Below are 17,696 nucleotides of genomic sequence, written 5' to 3'. Positions count from 1 at the left end.
AAAGTTGCGTAATGAAACGAGACATTCGAAAAACATCGTGCTTAATAGAAGCGTGTGTCCCAAACACAGGGCTTCAGGCAATGTCTTCGTTTCAAGAAACCTTATCGACCGGCTCCGAGGAAAGTGCGTTATCCGGCGTGCACGCTGCGAGTTATCCGCCGACGGGCACCCCCAAGTCAAGTCAATTTATGATTATCGTGGAGCGCCGTGAAGACTGGGCTTCGTACCTTCCAAGCGAAGATATGATGACCGCTCAGGAATACCTCGAACAATCGCCAGATCCTTCGCCAGGTCAACGTGTGCAAGTTATAAACTTGTGCCGAAACTATAAGTATCTGGGTCACGGTTATTATTGCTCTTTATTGGCCGAGGCCCGGGGTCATCATGTCATTCCGTCTGTAAAAAGTATCAGCGAACTGACGCGCAAGTCGTTATATGGGTTGGCGCTGGATGAGATGGCAGGCCGCCTGGAAAGTGCGTTGGTCAATCACCCTTATGGCGAAACCGAAGGTTTCACCTTGAGCCTGTATTTCGGTCGAACCGATCTGGAACCGCTGCAGGACATCGCTCGGCAGTTGTTCGAGGCGTTTCCCTGCCCGATCCTGCTGGTGGAGTTTCGCAAGACCACTTCCTGGCACATCGCCGGGGTCAAGGCCGGGGCGTTGCACAAGTTGCGGGAAAACCAGCAGGACCAGTTCGCCAACGCCCTGGACGGTTTCAGCCGCAGGATCTGGCGCCAGCCACGCTCACGGCGGATGGCGCGCTACGACCTGGCCATCCTGCATGACCCCGACGAGGCCCTGCCACCGTCCAATGCCAAGGCGCTGGAGCAGTTCGTCAAGGCCGGCCACCGCTTGGGTATTGATGTCGAGCTGATCGAGCGCAAGGACTACGCCCGCCTGGCTGAATACGACGCCTTGCTGATCCGTGAGACCACCAGCGTCGACAACCACACCTACCGTTTCGCCAAGAAGGCCGAAAGCGAAGGGCTGGTGGTGATGGACGATCCGGCATCGATCCTGCGTTGCACCAACAAGGTCTACCTGACCGATCTGCTGCGCAGCAACCGCCTGGCCATGCCGGCCAGCGAGATTCTCTACCGCGACAACCCGCAGGACCTGGAGCGGGTCGGCGAGCGCCTCGGTTTCCCATTGGTGCTGAAGATTCCTGACGGTTGTTTTTCCCGGGGGGTGATCAAGGTCAAGGACCAGGCCGAGCTGCTCGAGGCGACCAGCGAGCTGTTCGAGCACTCGGTGCTGCTGCTGGCTCAGGAGTACCTCTACACCGAATACGACTGGCGTATCGGCGTGCTCAACCGCAAGCCGATCTTTGCCTGCCAGTACTTCATGTCCAAGGGCCACTGGCAGATCTTCAACCATCAGGCCAAGCGCGACGAGGTCAACGGCGAATGCCGCACCCTGGCCGTGCACGAAGCGCCACGGGCGGTGGTGGAGTTGGCGGTCAAGGCCGCCAACCTGATCGGTGACGGGCTGTACGGGGTGGACCTCAAGCAGGTGGGCGAGCGCGTGGTGGTCATCGAGGTCAACGACAACCCCAACCTGGATGCCGGCATCGAAGACGCCTACCTGCACGAAGATCTCTACACCCTGGTACTCGAAGAGTTCATCCGCCGCCTGGAGCAGAAGCGCCGCGGCCAGGCCTGGTAATGAGGATTGAGCATGATCACCTGCTATACCCTGGCCCACGGCCAGTTGCGCGAAGGTGACGGGCTGGACAGCGAGGTGCTGCTGTTCGTCGACCCCGACAGCGCCGAGCGCGAACTGCTGCAGGCATGGTTCCACCTGGATGCCCACGCCCTGGCCTCGGCGCTGGACCCGGACGAGGTGTCGCGCATCGAGGTGCATCGCGACGGCCTGTTCCTGATCTGGAAGCGCCCACAGAACTACTCCGGTGGTGACAGCTTCGCCTTTCAGGTGTCCTCCTTCGGCCTGTTGCTGGATGACCGTCGCCTGGTACTGATCGCCCCGGACAGCTCGCCCCTGGACGGCCTGGGCAATCGCCATGCGCTCGAGCGCCCGCTGGATGTGCTGCTGGGCATCCTGCTCGACAACCTGCACCACTACCTTGGCCACCTGAAGGTGATCAAGCTGGTTGGGCGCGAGTTGCAGCAGCGCTTCGAGCAGTCGCTGGAAAACCGTCACCTGATGCAGATGTTCAATCTCAGCGAGAGCCTGATCCACTACATCAACGCCATCCACAGCAACGGCGCAGTGCTTGCCCGCCTGCGCAGCCACGGCGAGAAGCAGCATTTCGACGCCGCTGCGCTGGCGCTGATCGACGACCTGGTCATCGAGAACACCCAGTGCCACAAACAGGCCGAGATCTACTCGATGGTGTTCGCCGGGCTGATGGACGCGCGCGGCAACCTGGCCAACAACGCGATGAACGAAACCTTGCGCAAGCTCACCCTGATCAACGTGGTGTTCCTGCCGCTGAACCTGATCGCCAGCATCGGCGGGATGTCCGAGTTCAGCATGATGACGGCCGGGGTGCCGTGGTGGGCGTCCTATTCGTTGCTGGTGCTGGCGATGATGCTGCTGGGGGCGGGAATGGTACTGGGGCTCAAGCGCATGGCGCGGAGGATGGCATGAGCAATCTGCAGATAGGGCTGTGCGTGGTGTCGGTGATCGTGATCTTCGCGGTGGTGAACTACTACTGGGATCACCGTCGCGACCAGTAGTAACTGTCTTGCTCGAGATCTGAAGGTCCAGCCCAATTCCTGTGGGAGCGGGCTTGCCCGCGAAAAAACCTTCGCGGTGGATAGCATCGATTTGACCCGTCTTCGCAAGTCCCGGTGTCGTGATCGAACAGCTTCATGGCGCGCTGGAACAATTTGCCCCGCAGCCGCGCTGTTTGAATGAAGCCGACCTCGACGCCGCCGCTCGCCCAACCCGTGAACAACGTCAATAAAATCACTTGAGCCGCGTGCAACTCATTGTCCAGAAAGGAGATAGTTTTCGCCTACGCCTGCCCGTCCTTCCTTGTGTCAGCAAAAAGAGAACAAGATCAATGAACACCGTGGGAACTGATGGCAACCTTGCACAAGGTTTCAAGCCACGTCATGTAACGATGCTGTCCATCGCCGGCATCATCGGTGCAGGACTTTTCGTCGGCTCCGGACACGCCATCGCGGCTGCCGGGCCCGCCACCATCCTCTCCTATTTCGTCGCCGGCACGCTGGTCGTGCTGGTCATGCGCATGCTCGGCGAAATGGCCGTCGCCCATCCCGACACCGGATCCTTTTCCACCTACGCCGACCAGGCCATCGGCCGTTGGGCCGGCTACACCATCGGCTGGTTGTACTGGTGGTTCTGGGTGCTGGTCATTCCCATCGAAGCGTTGGCCGCAGGCCATGTGCTCAACGCCTGGTTCCCGCAGGTCGATAGCTGGATCTTTGCCCTCGCATCGGTATTGCTGCTGGCCTGCACCAACCTGTTCAGCGTGGCCAAGTACGGCGAGTTCGAGTTCTGGTTCGCGATCCTCAAAGTTACGGCGATCCTGGGCTTCATCGGCCTGGGTTTCGCCGCGCTGATGGGCTGGTTGCCCAACCGTGAAGTCAGTGGCCTGAGCACACTGATGAGCGAGCACGGCGGCTTCGCGCCCAAGGGCTGGTCGGCGGTGATCGGCGCCTTCATCACCGTGATGTTCAGCTTCATCGGTACGGAAGCAGTGACCATCGCCGCCTCCGAATCCAACGACCCGGCGCGCAACATCGCCAAGGCCACCCGCTCGGTGATCTGGAGGATCAGCACCTTCTACATCCTGTCGATCTTCGTGATCATCTCTGTGGTGCCGTGGAACGATCCGCAGCTTGCGGTGGTGGGCTCGTACCAGCGGGCGCTGGAGATCATGAACATCCCCAACGCATCGTTCATGGTCGACCTGGTGGTGCTGATCGCCGTGACCAGTTGCATGAACTCGTCGATCTACATCGCCTCGCGCATGATGTTTTCGCTGGCCAAGCGCGGCGACGCCCCGGCCATGCTCAAGCGCACCTCGAAGGTTGGCGTGCCGCGTGCGGCGGTGTTCGGCAGCACGCTGATCGGGGCGGCCATCGCCATCCTCAACTACTTCGCCCCCAAGGGCGTGTTCGAGTTCCTGCTCGCCAGTTCTGGCGCCATCGCCCTGTTGGTGTACCTGGTGATCGCCATCTCGCAGTTGCGCATGCGCCGGCGCCTGGAGCGCGAGAGCACGGAACTGAAGTTCCGCATGTGGTTGTTCCCCTGGCTGACCTGGGGAGTGATCGTGTTCATCAGCTGCGCGCTGGCAGTGATGATGTATACCGAGGAGCACCGCGCGGAAGTCAGCGCCACGCTGAGCCTGGCAATCCTCATCTCGTTCCTCGGCATCGTCACCACGCGCGGGCATGGCCGCAAGGTAGCGGTGCGCTCGATGGGCTAGGCAGGGTGTATGTAACGGTTGATGACGGAGGGCGCCTTTACCAGGCGCCCTTCTGTCGTTTACCACAGCGACCTCGGAGCGGTCCGACATCTTTAGGATGCACCCCTGGATAGGCTTCCTGGCTTCGAACCATGCCAGGAACCCTTCGATGAAAGACCCACAGCAACATGACCACGCAACCAACGCCACACCCGCCAGGGAGGAGCGCTTCGATGAGGTCGTGAACCTCATCCACTCGGCACGACAACGCTGCATGCAAGCCGTCAACACGCAGCTCATCGAGCTGTATTGGCAGGTCGGTGCCTACATCAGTCGCAAGATCGAGAATGCCGAATGGGGCGATGCCGTGGTCAGCCAACTGGCCGCCCACCTGGCGCGTACACAGCCAGGATTGCGTGGATTCACGCGGCGTAACCTCTTCCGCATGCGCCAGTTCTACGAGACCTATCGCCATGAGGAGAAAGTGTCAGCACTGCTGACACAATTGCCCTGGACCCAGAACCTGACGATTCTCAGCCAAAGCAGGCACCCTGAAGAGCGCGAGTTCTACCTGCGCATGGCAATTCAGGAGAAGTGGTCGAGTCGCGAACTGGAGCGCCAGATGAAAGCCGCCCTGTTCGAGCGCAGCGTTGCCGACCCGCTCAAGGCATCAGCCTCTCCTGCCCAGGCCCACCCGCAAGCCCTCTCGGTGTTCCGTGATGCCTACCTGCTGGACTTCCTCGACCTGCCCCATGGGCATGTCGAAGCCGATCTGCACAAGGGCTTGCTGCAGCGTTTGAAGGACTTTCTCGTGGAGCTTGGCCGCGACTTCTGCTTCGTCGGCTCGGAGTATCCACTGCAGGTCGGTGGGCGTGACTTTGCCGTGGATCTGGTGCTGTTCCATCGCGGGCTCAACTGCCTGGTCGCGGTGGAGCTGAAGGTCGGGCGCTTCGAGCCCGAGTACATGGGCAAGCTGGATTTCTATCTCGAGGCGCTGGATCGCAACGAGCGCAAGGCGCATGAAAACCCCGCCATCGGCGTACTGCTGTGCGCCAGCAAGCATGACGAGGTGGTCGAGTATGCGCTCAACCGCAGCCTGTCACCGGCCCTCGTCGCCGAGTACCAGACCTGCCTGCCGGACAAGGCGCTGCTGCAGGCCAAGCTGCAAGAGTTCTACGCCCTCGACGCCCGCTGAACACCCAAAACCGATTCGACACCTATGGGAACGGCCTGTTGCTCGCTCCCACAGGTGCAGCGGCGCTATCACCATTCGTCAAATTATCAATTGACGAATATCAAAATCACTATTAGCTTAACCATTAAATCGAACAATAAATATCGCACAGCGATACGTGAGGCTTGAATTGTACGATCCATTGGTTGATGCGAACCCAGGCCGGGCCCAGCCCCATGCGCCGTCCTACTGGGCCGATACCGCAGGTTCGCCGGTCGCCGACGATGGCCCGGTGCGTGGCAACGAAGACGTCGAAGTGGCGATCATCGGTGCTGGCTACACCGGCCTCAGCTGCGCGCTGCACCTGGCCCGCGAGCACGGGGTGCGGGCGGTGGTGCTGGAGGCGAACCAGACTGCCTGGGGTTGCAGCGGACGCAATGGCAGCTTCGCGCGCATTTCCGGTGGCCGCGTACCGCTGGCTGCACTGATCGAGCGCTACGGCGCCGACACCGCGCGCCAGTACTTCAACGAGATGCGCCAGGCGCTGGACACCACCCGCGGCCTGATCCGCGACGGCAACATCGACTGCGACGTGCAGCCGGATGGCGTGTACAAGGTTGCCAGCAAGGCCATTCACGTCGAGTCGCTCAAGCGCGAAATGGGCCTGTACAACGACCTGCTCGACTACCCGGCCCGCTTCGTCGAAGCCGCCGACCTGCAGGCGGTACACGCGGGTGCCGAGTCGTTCGGTGCACTGCACATGCCCGACGGTTTCAGCATGCATCCGCTGAAACTGGCCTGGGGCGTACAGCGCATGGCCCGCGAGGCTGGCGCGCGAGTGCACACCGGCTCGCCGGTGACCGCCTGGACCAGCAGCGCGCAGGGCCATCGCCTGGTCACGCCAGGCGGAGTGATCACCGCGCGCAAGGTGGTGGTTGCCACCAACGGCTACACCTCGCGGCAACTGCACCCGGCACTGACCGGGCGGATCCTGCCGGTGCATTCGCAGATCATCGTCACCCGGCCGATGAGCGCCGCAGAGAAGCAGGCCAGCCTGCCGGGTGCCGACTGCATGTTCGACACCCGCAACCTGCTGTTCTATTACCGCCGCCTGCCGGACGATCGCATTCTCTTCGGCGGTCGCAGCGCGGTGAATGGCCGCGACGCGGAAAACCCGCTGCACCGCGAACGCCTGCTGGCTGCGCTGTGTCGCAAGTTCCCCGCGCTGCAGGGCATCGACGTGGATTACAACTGGGGCGGCTGGGTCGCGGTGACCAACAACTCGCTGCCGCACTGCTACCCGATCCAGGGCGTGGCCAATGCCTACACCGGCGGCGGCTATGCCGGCAGTGGCGTGTCGTTCTCGCTGCAGACCGGCAAACGCCTGGCGCAGATGGCCTGCGGTGAAGCCCGGCCCACACCGGTGCCGTTCCTGCACCAGGCGCCCAAGCCGTTCCCGTTCCAATCCTTCCTGCGTGTCGGCCAGCGCATGGCCTACGCCTGGTATCGCTTCAAGGACGCCGAGCGCGCGTCCGTCTAACTGGAGAGCGTCATGATCTATAGCGAGTACCTTATCGACGGTGAGCTGGTGCGCGGGCAGGGCGACGAGTCGCCGATACTGGCGCCAGCCGACGAGCGTGTGCTGCATGTGCTGGCCGATGCCTCGCCGGCCCAGTTGGATGCCGCCGTCGATGCCGCCGAGCGTGCCTTCACCGGTTGGGCGCGCACGCCACCGCGCCAGCGCGGCTACCTGCTGCTCAAGCTGGCCGAGCGCATCGAAGCCGACGCCCAGGCGCTCGGCACCCTGGAAAGCCAGAACTGCGGCAAGCCGCTGCAAAAGGCGATTGGCCACGAAGTGCCGGCGGTCGCTGATGTGTTCCGCTTCTTCGCCGGGGCTGCGCGTTGCCTGCCGGGCAGCGCCGCCGGTGAATACGTCGCCGGCAGCACCAGCATGATCCGTCGCGACCCGCTCGGCGTGGTCGGGCTGATCGCGCCGTGGAACTACCCGCTGCTGATGGCCGCCTGGAAGCTGGCCCCGGCCCTGGCCGCCGGCAACACCGTGGTGTTCAAACCGTCCGAGCTGACGCCACTGAGCGCCCTGTACCTGGCGCGGCTGTGTGCCGAGATCTTCCCGCGCGGGGTGGTCAACATTCTCTCCGGGCGCGGTGCCACCCTCGGCGCGCAGCTCAGCGCCCATCCCAAGGTGCGTATGGTCTCGGTCACCGGCGACATCGCCACCGGGCAGGCCGTGGTCCGCGCCGCTGCAGGCAACCTCAAGCGCACCCACCTGGAGCTGGGCGGCAAGGCGCCGGTGCTGGTGTTCGCCGATGCCGACATCCCGGCTGCAGTGCGCATGATGCGTACCGGGGGTTACTACAACGCTGGGCAGGACTGCACCGCAGCCTGCCGCGTGTACGTCGCCGAGTCGGTGCGCGAGCAGTTCCTCGAACAACTGGCTGCCGAGGTCTCGACCCTGCGTACCGGGCACCCGGAAGATCCGGCCAGCGACTTCGGCCCGCTGATCAGCCGTCGCCAGCAAGAGCGCGTGCAGGGCTTCGTCGAGCGTGCCGCGGCGCTGGCGCACAGCGAAGTGCTGGTCGGCGGCAAGGTTGTCGATGGCCCGGGCTTTTTCTTTCAGCCGACCGTCATCGCCGGTGTGCGCCAGGACGACGAGATCGTGCAGAAGGAAGTGTTCGGGCCTGTGGTGTCGGTCACGGCGTTCGACGATGAAGAGCAGGTGCTGGCTTGGGCCAACGAAAGCGAATACGGCCTGTCGGCCTCGGTATGGACGCGCGATGTGAAGAAGGCCATGCGCACCGCCAGCCAACTGCAGTACGGTTGTGTCTGGGTCAACCAGCACATGACCCTGGCCACCGAGATGCCCCATGGCGGGCTGCGCCAGTCGGGCTACGGCAAGGACCTGAGCCTGTACGGTCTGGAGGATTACACCAGCGTGCGGCACATCATGATCGACATCGGCTGAGGCCGGGCAACTACACAAGAACACAAGAACACAACAACAAGCAGGGATGACTGCAGGACTGGATGTCCAGACGTTTCGCCAACTGTCTAACTACAACAAATGCAGGGGTTGAACATGAAACGATTCGAATGGCGTGCAGGCACCGTGGCGGTATTGCTGGGGCTGTGCACCTGGCAGGCCCACGCGGCCGAAAGCGTGACCTTCGCCGGCTGGGGTGGCGCCTTGCAGGACGCCGAACGCAAGGCTTACCTGGAGCCCGCGGCGAAGAACCTGGGCATCGCCGTCAAGGAAGACAACATGGACGGCCTGGCGGCGGTACGCGCCCAGGTGATGTCCGGCAAGCCCAAGTGGGATGTGGTTGAGCTGGCCTCCAACGACTGCATGGTGGCCGAGAAGGAAGGCCTGACCGAGCCGCTGGACTTCTCGGTCATCAAGACCGAGGGCGTCGACCCCAGGTTCTACGGCAAGAACTGGATCGCCAGCCACGCCTATTCGACGGTCCTGGCCTGGAGCACCGAAGGCGGTGCCGCCAAGGCCCAGACCTGGAAAGACTTCTTCGATCCGTCCGTGAAGGGGCCGCGCGCCCTGTACCGCAACCCATTCACCACGCTCGAAGTGGCCCTGCTGGCCGACGGCGTGGCGCCCAAGGATCTTTACCCGCTGGACGTCGAGCGCGCCTTCAAGGTGCTCGAGCGGATCAAGCCGCAGGTGGTCAACTGGTGGAGCAGCGGCACCGACTCTGCGCAGCTGCTGCGCAGCCATGAGGTGGATTTCCTGGCCATCTGGGCCTCGCGTGTCGAAGACCTGAAGAAGGCCGGCCAGCCGGTGGACTACACCTACGACAAGGCGCTGCTCGACTATGACTGCGTAGTAGTGCCCAAGGGCGCGCCGAACAAGGCCCAGGCCATGAAGCTGATCGCGCAGATCATGTCGCCGCAAAGCCAGGCCATGCTTGCCACGCTGATCCCCAATCCGCCGGTCAACAGCAAAGCCTTCGACACCGGCATCATCCCGGCGGAGCTGGCCAGCAAGCTGCCCACGGCACCTGCCAACGTCGACAAGGTGGCTTTCTTCGACCCGGCCTGGTGGCAAGGTCGCCAGGCCGAACTCCAGCAACGTTTCGACCTGTTCATCCAGAACTGATCGACCTTTCCGCGCCCGCTGCGAACGGGCGCGCACCTGGAGAAAAGCACATGCACAAACACATGATCAAAGGCGCTGCGTTCAGCCTGCTGGCCAGCGCGCTGTTCGCTGCCACGGCACATGCCGACGGCGGTATCACCTTCGCCGGCTGGGGTGGCGCCCTGCAGGACGCCGAGCGCAAGGCGTACCTGGAACCTGCCGCCAAGGCGCTGAACATTGCCATCCGCGAAGACAACATGAACGGCCTGGCCGCCGTACGCGCCCAGGTGATGTCGGGCAAGCCGAAGTGGGACCTGGTCGAGCTGGGCATCACCGACTGCGTGCAGGCCGAGAAAGAAGGGTTGTCCGAACCGCTGGACAAAAGCCTGATCGACACCCGTGACATCGACCCGGCCGTGGTCGGCAACAACTGGATCGCCAGCCATGCCTACGCCTCGGTGGTGGCCTGGGCCAAAGACACCGGCAAGCCGGTGGCTCAGACCTGGCAGGCGTTCTTCGACCCCAACGTCAAAGGCGCACGGGCCATGTACACCAAGCCCTGGCAAACGTTGGAGGCCGCGCTGATCGGCGATGGCGTGGCCCCGGCGCAGCTGTATCCCCTGGACATCGACCGCGCGTTCAAGGCCCTGGAGCGGATCAAGCCGCAGGTCGTCAACTGGTGGAGCGCCGGTGCCGATTCGGCGCAATTGCTGCGCAGCCGCGAGGTGGACTTCCTGGCGATCTGGAACGGGCGCGTGGCCGAGGTGGCCAAGTCCGACGATGCGGTCGACTACAGTTTCGATGGCGCCATCCTCAGCTACGACTGCCTGATCGTGCCGCGCGGTGCGCAGAACAAGGACCTGGCCATGCGCGTGATCAACCAGATCATGCAGCCGACCAGCCAGGCGACGCTGGCGACCTTGATCCCCTACGCGCCGGTCAACAGCCGCGCCTACGAGATCGGCCTGATCAGCGCCGAGCAGGCCAGCCGTCTGCCGACCTCGCCGCAGAACATTGCCAAGGTGGCGAAGATCGACCCGCATTGGTGGGTGCAGAACCAGCAGGCGGTGCAGCAGCGTTTCGAGTTGTTCATCGCCCACTAGGACGAGGCGGGTCGTGCTGGCCCGCGTCATAACCCGTGTTCCGTGCCGCTTGCGGCCCCGAGTCTGACCATGTCTGAAGATACGAAGCTCTCGACCTCCATCGACATCGAGCATGTCACCAAGACCTACGGCAGTTTTGCCGCGCTCGATGACGTCTCCCTGAACATCCGCAGTGGCGAGTTCCTGTCGCTGCTGGGCTCGTCCGGTTCGGGCAAGACCACCTTGCTGATGGCCCTGGCCGGCTTCGTGCGCCCGGACGCCGGCAGCATCCGCTTCGGCGGGCGGGAAATGGTGTTCGAGCCGCCGCACAAGCGCGACCTGGGCATGATGTTCCAGAACTACGCACTGTTCCCGCACATGAACGTGTTCCAGAACGTCGCCTACCCGCTGAAGCTGCGCGGCTACAGCCGTGACGAGATCCGCAAGCGGGTCGGCGAGGCGCTGGAGATGGTCGAACTGGACAAGCTGGTCGGGCGGCGCATCGACGAGATGTCCGGTGGTCAGCGCCAGCGTATCGCCCTGGCCCGGGCGATCGTCTTCGAGCCGAAGATCCTGCTGATGGACGAGCCGCTGTCGGCGCTGGACAAACGCCTGCGCGAAACCATGCAGCTGGAGATCCGCCGCCTGCACGAGCGCCTGGGCATGACCGTGGTCTACGTCACCCACGACCAGCGCGAGGCACTGACCATGTCCGACCGCATCGCGGTGATGAGCCAAGGCCGGATCCAGCAGATCGACACCCCCGAGAGCCTCTATGAACGCCCGGCCAACCGCTTCATCGCCGAGTTCGTCGGCGAGTCGTCGTTCCTGCCGGTGGCCATGCGCGAGGGCAGGGCGTGGTTCCGTGACCAGCCGTTGCAGGCGGTGTTCAGCGAAGGCTGCCTGAACAACCCGAGCATCCTCCTGCGCCCCGAGAAACTGCGCTTCGTCGATGACGGCCAGCAGGGCCTGAACCTGTTCCGTGGGCAGGTCCACGACGTCATCTACCAGGGCGAAAGCCAGTTGCTGCAAGTGGACCTGGGCGAAGGCACGCAGGTGTCGATCCGCCGCCCCTCGCGCAGCTCCTCCGGTGACCGCCTGCCAACGCGTGGCGATCGCGTGGTCCTCGGCCTGCACCCGCAGGACAGCCTGATCGTGGGGGACTCGGCATGACTGCGCTCAACCTGCAAGGCGCGCTGCATGGCCAGGCCCTGCAACGCGCGGGCAAGCGCCACGGCTGGTTCCTGCTCTCTCCAATGCTGCCCGCGCTGCTGTTGGTGCTGGTGACCTTCGTGCTGCCGATCGGCTGGCTGTTCGGCCTGTCACTGTTCGATGCCGACGGCAACCTCAGCGCCGAGAACTACACGCGCCTGCTGCAACCGATCTACGTGCTGGCGTTCACCCAGACCTTCAAGATCGCCCTGATCGTCACCGTGGTCTGCGTGTTGCTCGGCTACCCCTACGCCTACTTCATGGTCCACGCACCGCGCCGCCTGGCGGGCCTGGCGATGGCGCTGCTGCTGATCTCGCTGTGGACCTCGCTGCTGGTGCGCACCTACGCCTGGCTGGTGCTGCTGCAGCGGCGCGGCCTGGTCAACGACGTGTTGACCTCGCTGGGCATCGTCGACACGCCGCTGGCGCTGGTGCACAACCTCACCGGCACGGTGATCGGCATGACCCACATCATGCTGCCGTACATGGTGCTGCCGTTGTATGCGGCGATGAAGAGCATCAACCCGCTGTACCTGCAGGCCGCCTCGACCTTCGGCGCATCGCCGGTGCGAGCGTTTCGCGATGTGTTCCTGCCGCTGTCGCTGCCGGGCCTGGCTGCGGGCGCGACCTTGGTGTTCGTGCTCAGCCTGGGCTTCTACGTGACCCCGGCGCTGCTCGGTGGCGGCAAGGTGCAGATGCTGTCGATGCGCATCGAGAGCGATGTGTCGATGTACGCCAACTGGGGCGCTGCCTCGTCGCTGGGCGTGGTGCTGCTGGTGGCCACCCTGCTGATCCTGTTCATCGTCAAGAAGATCGCCGGCCTGGGCCGGCGTAGCGAGTGAAGCCATGAACCGACCCCTGAACCACTGGCTGGGCCTGGCCGCCCGCCGCGCCTGGCTGTACTTGCTGGTGCTGGCGATCATGGTGTTCCTGCTGACGCCAACCCTGATCGTGCTGCCGATGTCGCTGTCGGATGCGCGCTACCTGAGCTTTCCGCCCAAGTCGCTGAGCCTGCAGCCGTTCTTCAGCTATTTCGCCTCGATCGAGTGGCAGAGCGCTACGCGCATCTCGCTGATCACCGCGACCCTGACCATGATCCTGGCCACCACCCTGGGCACCGCGGCGGCCTACGCCCTGCACAACAGCCAGCAACGCTACCTGGGTGTGCTGCGCGGGTTGATGATGGCGCCGATGATCGTACCGTCGATCTTCATCGCCATCGGCCTGTTCTTCGTCTATGCGCGGCTCGACCTGAACAACAGCATTCCGGGGCTGGTGCTGGCGCACACGTTGTTGGCACTGCCCTACGTGATCATCAACGTCGGCGCCGGGCTCAAGAGCTACGACATGACCCAGGAACACGCCGCCTGCATTCTTGGCGCCAGCCGCCTGCGTGCATTCTTCGACGTGACCCTGCCGCAGATCCGCTTCTCGGTGGTGTCTGCGGCCATGCTGGCATTCGCCGTGTCGCTGGATGAGGCGGTGATCTCGCTGTTCATCAGCGGCGGCGACAGTGCCACCCTGACCAAGCGCATGTTCAGCTCGCTGCGTTCGGAGATCGACCCGTTGATCGCCGTGGTCGCCACCTTGATGACGCTGTTGTCGATCATCATGCTGGCGGTGAGCCTCACTGCGCAGCGTCGCGCCCAGCGCCGGAGCGAGTCATGAGCCTGCGCCTGCCAGGCGCCAGTGGCGCGCCGCTGAACTTCAGCTGGAACGGCCGCCGCCTGCAGGCCCTGGCTGGCGACAGCGTCGCCCAGGCACTGCTGGCCAACGGCATTCGCGGCCTGGCATGGACGCGCAAGGCGCACCGGCCCATGGGCCTCTCGGGGCTCTACACCACGGGCGTGCTGGCGCGTGTCGATGGCGTACCCAACGTGCGCCTGGACCAGTGCCTGGTGCGCGAGGGCATGCAGGTCAGCCGGCAGAACAGCTGGCCGAGCCCACGCTTCGACCTGCTGCGCCTGGCGCGGCTGGTGCCGTCCGGCTGGATCAAGGGCGGTTTCGAACAGAGCAACCTGGTGCCCAGTGGCGGCCGACTGTTCCAGCACTGGGAGGCGTTGCTGGCGTTCCTGGCCGGGGTGGCCGAGCCCGCCGACCAGGGCTTCGCCGGCCCACCTCCGCCAGGCCAGCGGCTGCAAGCCGAGGTGTTGGTGATCGGTGCCGGGCCTGCTGGCTGCGCAGCGGCCAACCGGGCTGTGCAGGAGGGGCGCGAGGTGCTGCTGGTGTCCCGTGGCGAGTCGCCCGCGCGCTATGCTCGGCAAGCCGGTGCTGCGCTGCCGACGCTCGATCCGCGGGTGCGCTGCCTGTTCGGGGTGGAGGTGTTCGGTGCCTACCGTGAAGGTCGGCTGCTGCTCGGCGCACCGATCGATTCTGCACGCGGCGCCGTGGCGCTGGAGGCCGGCGAGGTGATCCTGGCCACCGGGCGCAGGGTGGTGCCGACCTTGGTCGCCGGTGCCTGGCTGCCCGGGGTGATGGATGCGCGCACGGCCCTGGCACTGGCCAGCGACCGCCGCATTGCGCCGGGCAAATCGGTGGTCGTGCTTGGCGACGGGCAACAGCAGGCCTTGGCCAACCGCCTGCGCCAGTTGGGGGTGCAGGTGGTGGCCGTGGCCGAGGTCAGTGAGCTGCAACGGATCATTGGGCACAACCGGGTCAGGGCTGTACAACTCGAGCGCCTGCAGCCCTGCGATGCGCTGGTGCTGGCCGGCCCCGGGCTGTTCGACGACAGCCTGAGCTTCCAGGCCTCGGCCAGTGGGCGTCTGCAACTGGTCGGTTCGCGTTCTTCGCTACGCCGCGCAGGCAGCGCCGCCGAACCGGACCCGGCGCTGGCCCCCGCGCAGGATGCTGCCGTGTTGCTGTGTCCGTGCTTCGACGTATCCGGGCGCGAGGTCGATGAATTACTGGAACAAGGCATCGACGACCTGGAGGTGATCAAGCGCCTGACCTCCTGCGGCATGGGCCCCTGCCAGGGCCAACCGTGCTGGGACTCGCTGCGAGCCTACGTCGCCGGGCGTCTCGGCGTGCCCGTGCTGCAACTGGCCCGACCGACCCTGCGCCCGCCGCGCCGGGCCCTGACCGTGGCCCAGGCCGCCGGTCTTTGCGACGTCGTGGAGCCTCTGCAATGAACCTGAATGCCCCGCTGCCCAAGCGCTGCAGCATCCTCATCGTCGGCGCCGGCATCCAAGGCCTGTCGCTGGCGTTCAACCTGGCCGAGCGCGGCGTACGCGACATCCTCGTGCTGGATGCCGGCTACTGGCAGGGCGGTGCGTCGGGGCGCAACGGCACCCTGATCCGCGGTGCCTTCAGCTCGGTGGAGTGGACGCGCTTCTTTGCCTACTCCAACCAGCTCTGGCATGGCCTGTCGCGGCGCCTGGGCGAGAACGTCATGTACTCGATGCGCGGCTACAGCATGATCGGCGAGCGCACGGCCACCGCCGAACTGCTGCACCGTACCCGCGAAGTGCACCGCGAATGCGGCATTGATTCGCAGCTGCTCGACCCGGCACAGTTGCGCAGGGTGCTGCCGGCCCTGGCCCACGAACGGGTCAGCGCCGCCCTGCACCTGCCGGGCAGCGGCGTGGCACCGCACCATGCGGCGATGCATGCCTATCACAAGGCCTGCGAGCGCCTGGGCGTGACCCTGCGCTATCGCACGCCGGTCGCGGCCATCGACCGCAGCGCGGGCCGCGTCAGCGGCGTGCGGGTAGGGGAGCAACGCATCGATGCCGACGTCGTGGTGCTGGCCGGTGGCGCCAACAGCAATGCCCTGGCGCAGATGGCCGGCGTGCCGCTGGAGGGTTACCCGATGCGCCTCGAAGCCATGGCCCTGGAGCCGACTCGCCCGCTGATCGGCCCGGCCGTGGCCCTGCTCGACCGGCTTTGCTACATGCACCAGACCGCCCGTGGCGAGGTGGTGGGCGGCGCCGAGGTGGCCGAGCGCCCGCAGGACACCCTCAATGCCGACGTCCCGGTGATGGCGGCGACCGCCAAGGCCTACATGGAGATGTTCCCGCAACTGGGCCAGGCGCGTATCCTTCGCCAGTGGGCCGGGCTGGTCCACATTTCGCCCGATTTCGGGCCATTGCTGGGGGCGCATCCCGCCTTGCCGGGGCTGTACGTCAGTGCCGGCTGGTGCTACGGCCATGCCGGGGCGCCGGCGGCCGGCGAGCTGCTGGCCAGGGCCATCGTCGAAGGGACGGTGGACGAACGCATGAAACCCTTCGCTGTCGAGCGCTTCGTACAAGGGCGTCCGGTGGTCGAGCCGGGCATCGTGCTGAGTCATTTCGAATGAACAACCGTGAATGGGAGCATCCTTTCGCGGCGGCCGAGTCGGCCGTCCGGGTTGCCTCCCTCAGAGCTGTCAAAAAAGGATCGAACGCCATGAGCGCCGCTGAAGAATCGCCCCTGTTCGTCACCGCCCTGTCCAAGGGGCTGGCGGTCGTCACTGCGTTTCGCAGTGGCCGGCCGAGCATGAACCTGGTCGAGCTGGCCGAAGCCACGGGCCTGAACAAGAGCACGGTGCAGCGCTCGGTGTACACCCTCGAAACCCTCGGCTATCTGGCCAAGGATGCCGTGACCAAGCGCTATCGCCTGACCCCGCGCTCGCTCGACCTGGGCTCGGGCTACCTGCAGACCAGCGAGCTGGTCGAGCGCGCCAACCCCTACCTGCACGAGCTCAACCGCGACACCGGCGAGAGCTGCAACCTGCTCGAGCCCTGCGGCATGGACATGCTCTATGTGGCGCGCTTCCCCAGCCACAAGCAGATCCCGATCCACGTGCCACTGGGCCGTCACCTGCCGATGTACTGCACCGCCGCCGGCCGTGCCTACCTGGCGGCGCTGCCGGAGCGCGAGAGCGAGGCCATCCTCGATGCCTCGCAGCTGATCGCGCACACCTCCAGCACCGTGACCGACCGCGAGCGCCTGCGCGAGATCATCGCCAATGCGCGCAAGGACGGCCATGCCTTCGCCAGCGAGCAGTACTACGTCGGTGACATCAGCGTGGCGGCGGCGGTGGTCAATGCCGATGGCTACCCGCTGGGCGCTGTCAACGTCGCCGTGCCGCTCGGGCGCTGGAGCCTGGAGGAAGCCAGGAAGGACCTGGCGCCGAAGGTGATCAACACCGCGCGTTCGATTGCCAGTGCCGTGCGCAGCCTGCGCCCCTTGACCTGATCGATACCCCGTAAACCGGGGTCGCTGCGCGCCCCGATCGCGGGACAAGCCCGCTCCCACACGAACAGCTTTTGTCGGTAGGAGCGGGCTTGCCCCGCGATGGGCCTCGCAGCAACTCCACCCATGCCAACGCACCCCCGTATGCGTGACGGCCCCCGTTTGTCCGAAATAACCTGGAGTCCCCATGTCCATCCAACGTTTCCAGCCCAACAACAACCGCCTCAGCCACGCCCTCGTGCACAACGGCATCGTCTATGTCACCGGCCAAGTCCCGGCCGACCGTAGCCAGGACGTGCGTGGCCAGACCGCCCAGGTGCTGGCGCGCATCGACGAGCTGCTGGCCGAGGCCGGTTCCGACAAGTCGCACATTCTCTTCGCCCAGGTGTGGCTCAAGCACGCGGTGCAGGACTTCGCCGAAATGAACGCCGCCTGGGACGCCTGGGTACCGAAGGATGCACTGCCGGCCCGCGCTACCGTCGAGGCCAACCTTGCCGCCGAGAACATCCTCGTTGAAATCGCCGTTCAGGCCGCGGTCAAGGAGTGAGGT

Annotated in this window: 15 protein-coding genes; all 15 read left to right on the top strand. The window is 64.9% G+C overall.

The annotated features are described in order from the left end of the window. The first annotated feature begins 188 nt into the window (after positions 1-188). The 15 genes from F6X62_RS16260 (at position 189) to F6X62_RS16190 (ending at position 17,693) form a co-directional block, all read left to right on the top strand. Positions 189-1,667, top strand: coding sequence for a RimK family protein (locus tag F6X62_RS16260; RefSeq protein WP_231100340.1), 1,479 nt, complete (start codon positions 189-191; stop codon positions 1,665-1,667). A gap of 12 nt (positions 1,668-1,679) precedes the next feature. Beyond that, the gene (locus tag F6X62_RS16255; protein ID WP_153774149.1) at positions 1,680-2,612 is read left to right on the top strand and encodes a magnesium transporter CorA family protein; all 933 of its coding nucleotides are present in this window, start codon (positions 1,680-1,682) and stop codon (positions 2,610-2,612) included. A gap of 418 nt (positions 2,613-3,030) precedes the next feature. Continuing rightward, the gene (gene gabP / locus F6X62_RS16250) at positions 3,031-4,422 is read left to right on the top strand and encodes a GABA permease (RefSeq protein WP_112899226.1); all 1,392 of its coding nucleotides are present in this window, start codon (positions 3,031-3,033) and stop codon (positions 4,420-4,422) included. Positions 4,423-4,570: 148 nt separating this feature from the next. Beyond that, the gene (locus F6X62_RS16245; protein ID WP_153774148.1) at positions 4,571-5,596 is read left to right on the top strand and encodes a YhcG family protein; all 1,026 of its coding nucleotides are present in this window, start codon (positions 4,571-4,573) and stop codon (positions 5,594-5,596) included. A 169-nt stretch (positions 5,597-5,765) separates the two neighbouring features. Beyond that, a complete protein-coding gene (locus F6X62_RS16240; RefSeq protein ID WP_153774147.1) occupies positions 5,766-7,115 on the top strand; it encodes an FAD-binding oxidoreductase in 1,350 nt (449 codons plus the stop codon). A 12-nt stretch (positions 7,116-7,127) separates the two neighbouring features. After that, positions 7,128-8,558: a gamma-aminobutyraldehyde dehydrogenase gene (locus F6X62_RS16235; protein WP_371926310.1), complete on the top strand. Its 1,431-nt coding sequence runs from the start codon at positions 7,128-7,130 to the stop codon at positions 8,556-8,558. A 114-nt stretch (positions 8,559-8,672) separates the two neighbouring features. After that, a complete protein-coding gene (locus F6X62_RS16230) occupies positions 8,673-9,701 on the top strand; it encodes an ABC transporter substrate-binding protein (protein WP_063546200.1) in 1,029 nt (342 codons plus the stop codon). Between the two features lie 50 nt (positions 9,702-9,751). Beyond that, positions 9,752-10,783, top strand: a complete 1,032-nt coding sequence (locus tag F6X62_RS16225; protein ID WP_125931366.1) for an ABC transporter substrate-binding protein — start codon at positions 9,752-9,754, stop codon at positions 10,781-10,783. 69 nt (positions 10,784-10,852) lie between these two features. Continuing rightward, positions 10,853-11,935, top strand: a complete 1,083-nt coding sequence (locus F6X62_RS16220) for an ABC transporter ATP-binding protein (protein ID WP_063546196.1) — start codon at positions 10,853-10,855, stop codon at positions 11,933-11,935. Further along, positions 11,932-12,816, top strand: coding sequence for an ABC transporter permease (locus tag F6X62_RS16215; protein ID WP_153774146.1), 885 nt, complete (start codon positions 11,932-11,934; stop codon positions 12,814-12,816). Before F6X62_RS16220 ends, F6X62_RS16215 begins: the two co-directional genes overlap by 4 nt. Positions 12,817-12,820: 4 nt before the next feature. Further along, positions 12,821-13,642, top strand: coding sequence for an ABC transporter permease (locus F6X62_RS16210; protein WP_054894290.1), 822 nt, complete (start codon positions 12,821-12,823; stop codon positions 13,640-13,642). Next, the gene (locus tag F6X62_RS16205; protein ID WP_153774145.1) at positions 13,639-15,102 is read left to right on the top strand and encodes a 2Fe-2S iron-sulfur cluster-binding protein; all 1,464 of its coding nucleotides are present in this window, start codon (positions 13,639-13,641) and stop codon (positions 15,100-15,102) included. Before F6X62_RS16210 ends, F6X62_RS16205 begins: the two co-directional genes overlap by 4 nt. After that, positions 15,099-16,268 carry an FAD-binding oxidoreductase gene (locus tag F6X62_RS16200; protein WP_153774144.1) on the top strand — a complete coding sequence of 390 codons (1,170 nt, stop codon included), beginning with the start codon at positions 15,099-15,101 and terminating at the stop codon, positions 16,266-16,268. Before F6X62_RS16205 ends, F6X62_RS16200 begins: the two co-directional genes overlap by 4 nt. Positions 16,269-16,357: 89 nt before the next feature. Next, complete coding sequence (locus F6X62_RS16195) at positions 16,358-17,149, top strand: IclR family transcriptional regulator (protein ID WP_054894293.1); 792 nt, start codon at positions 16,358-16,360, stop codon at positions 17,147-17,149. A gap of 184 nt (positions 17,150-17,333) precedes the next feature. After that, entirely contained in the window at positions 17,334-17,693 is a 360-nt protein-coding gene (locus F6X62_RS16190; protein ID WP_065861869.1) for a RidA family protein, read from the top strand. Positions 17,694-17,696 lie beyond the last annotated feature (3 nt).

This window comes from Pseudomonas sp. MNR3A (genome assembly GCF_009650575.1).
Lineage (GTDB): Bacteria > Pseudomonadota > Gammaproteobacteria > Pseudomonadales > Pseudomonadaceae > Aquipseudomonas > Aquipseudomonas machongensis.
This window is presented reverse-complemented; position numbering and strand designations above follow the sequence as displayed.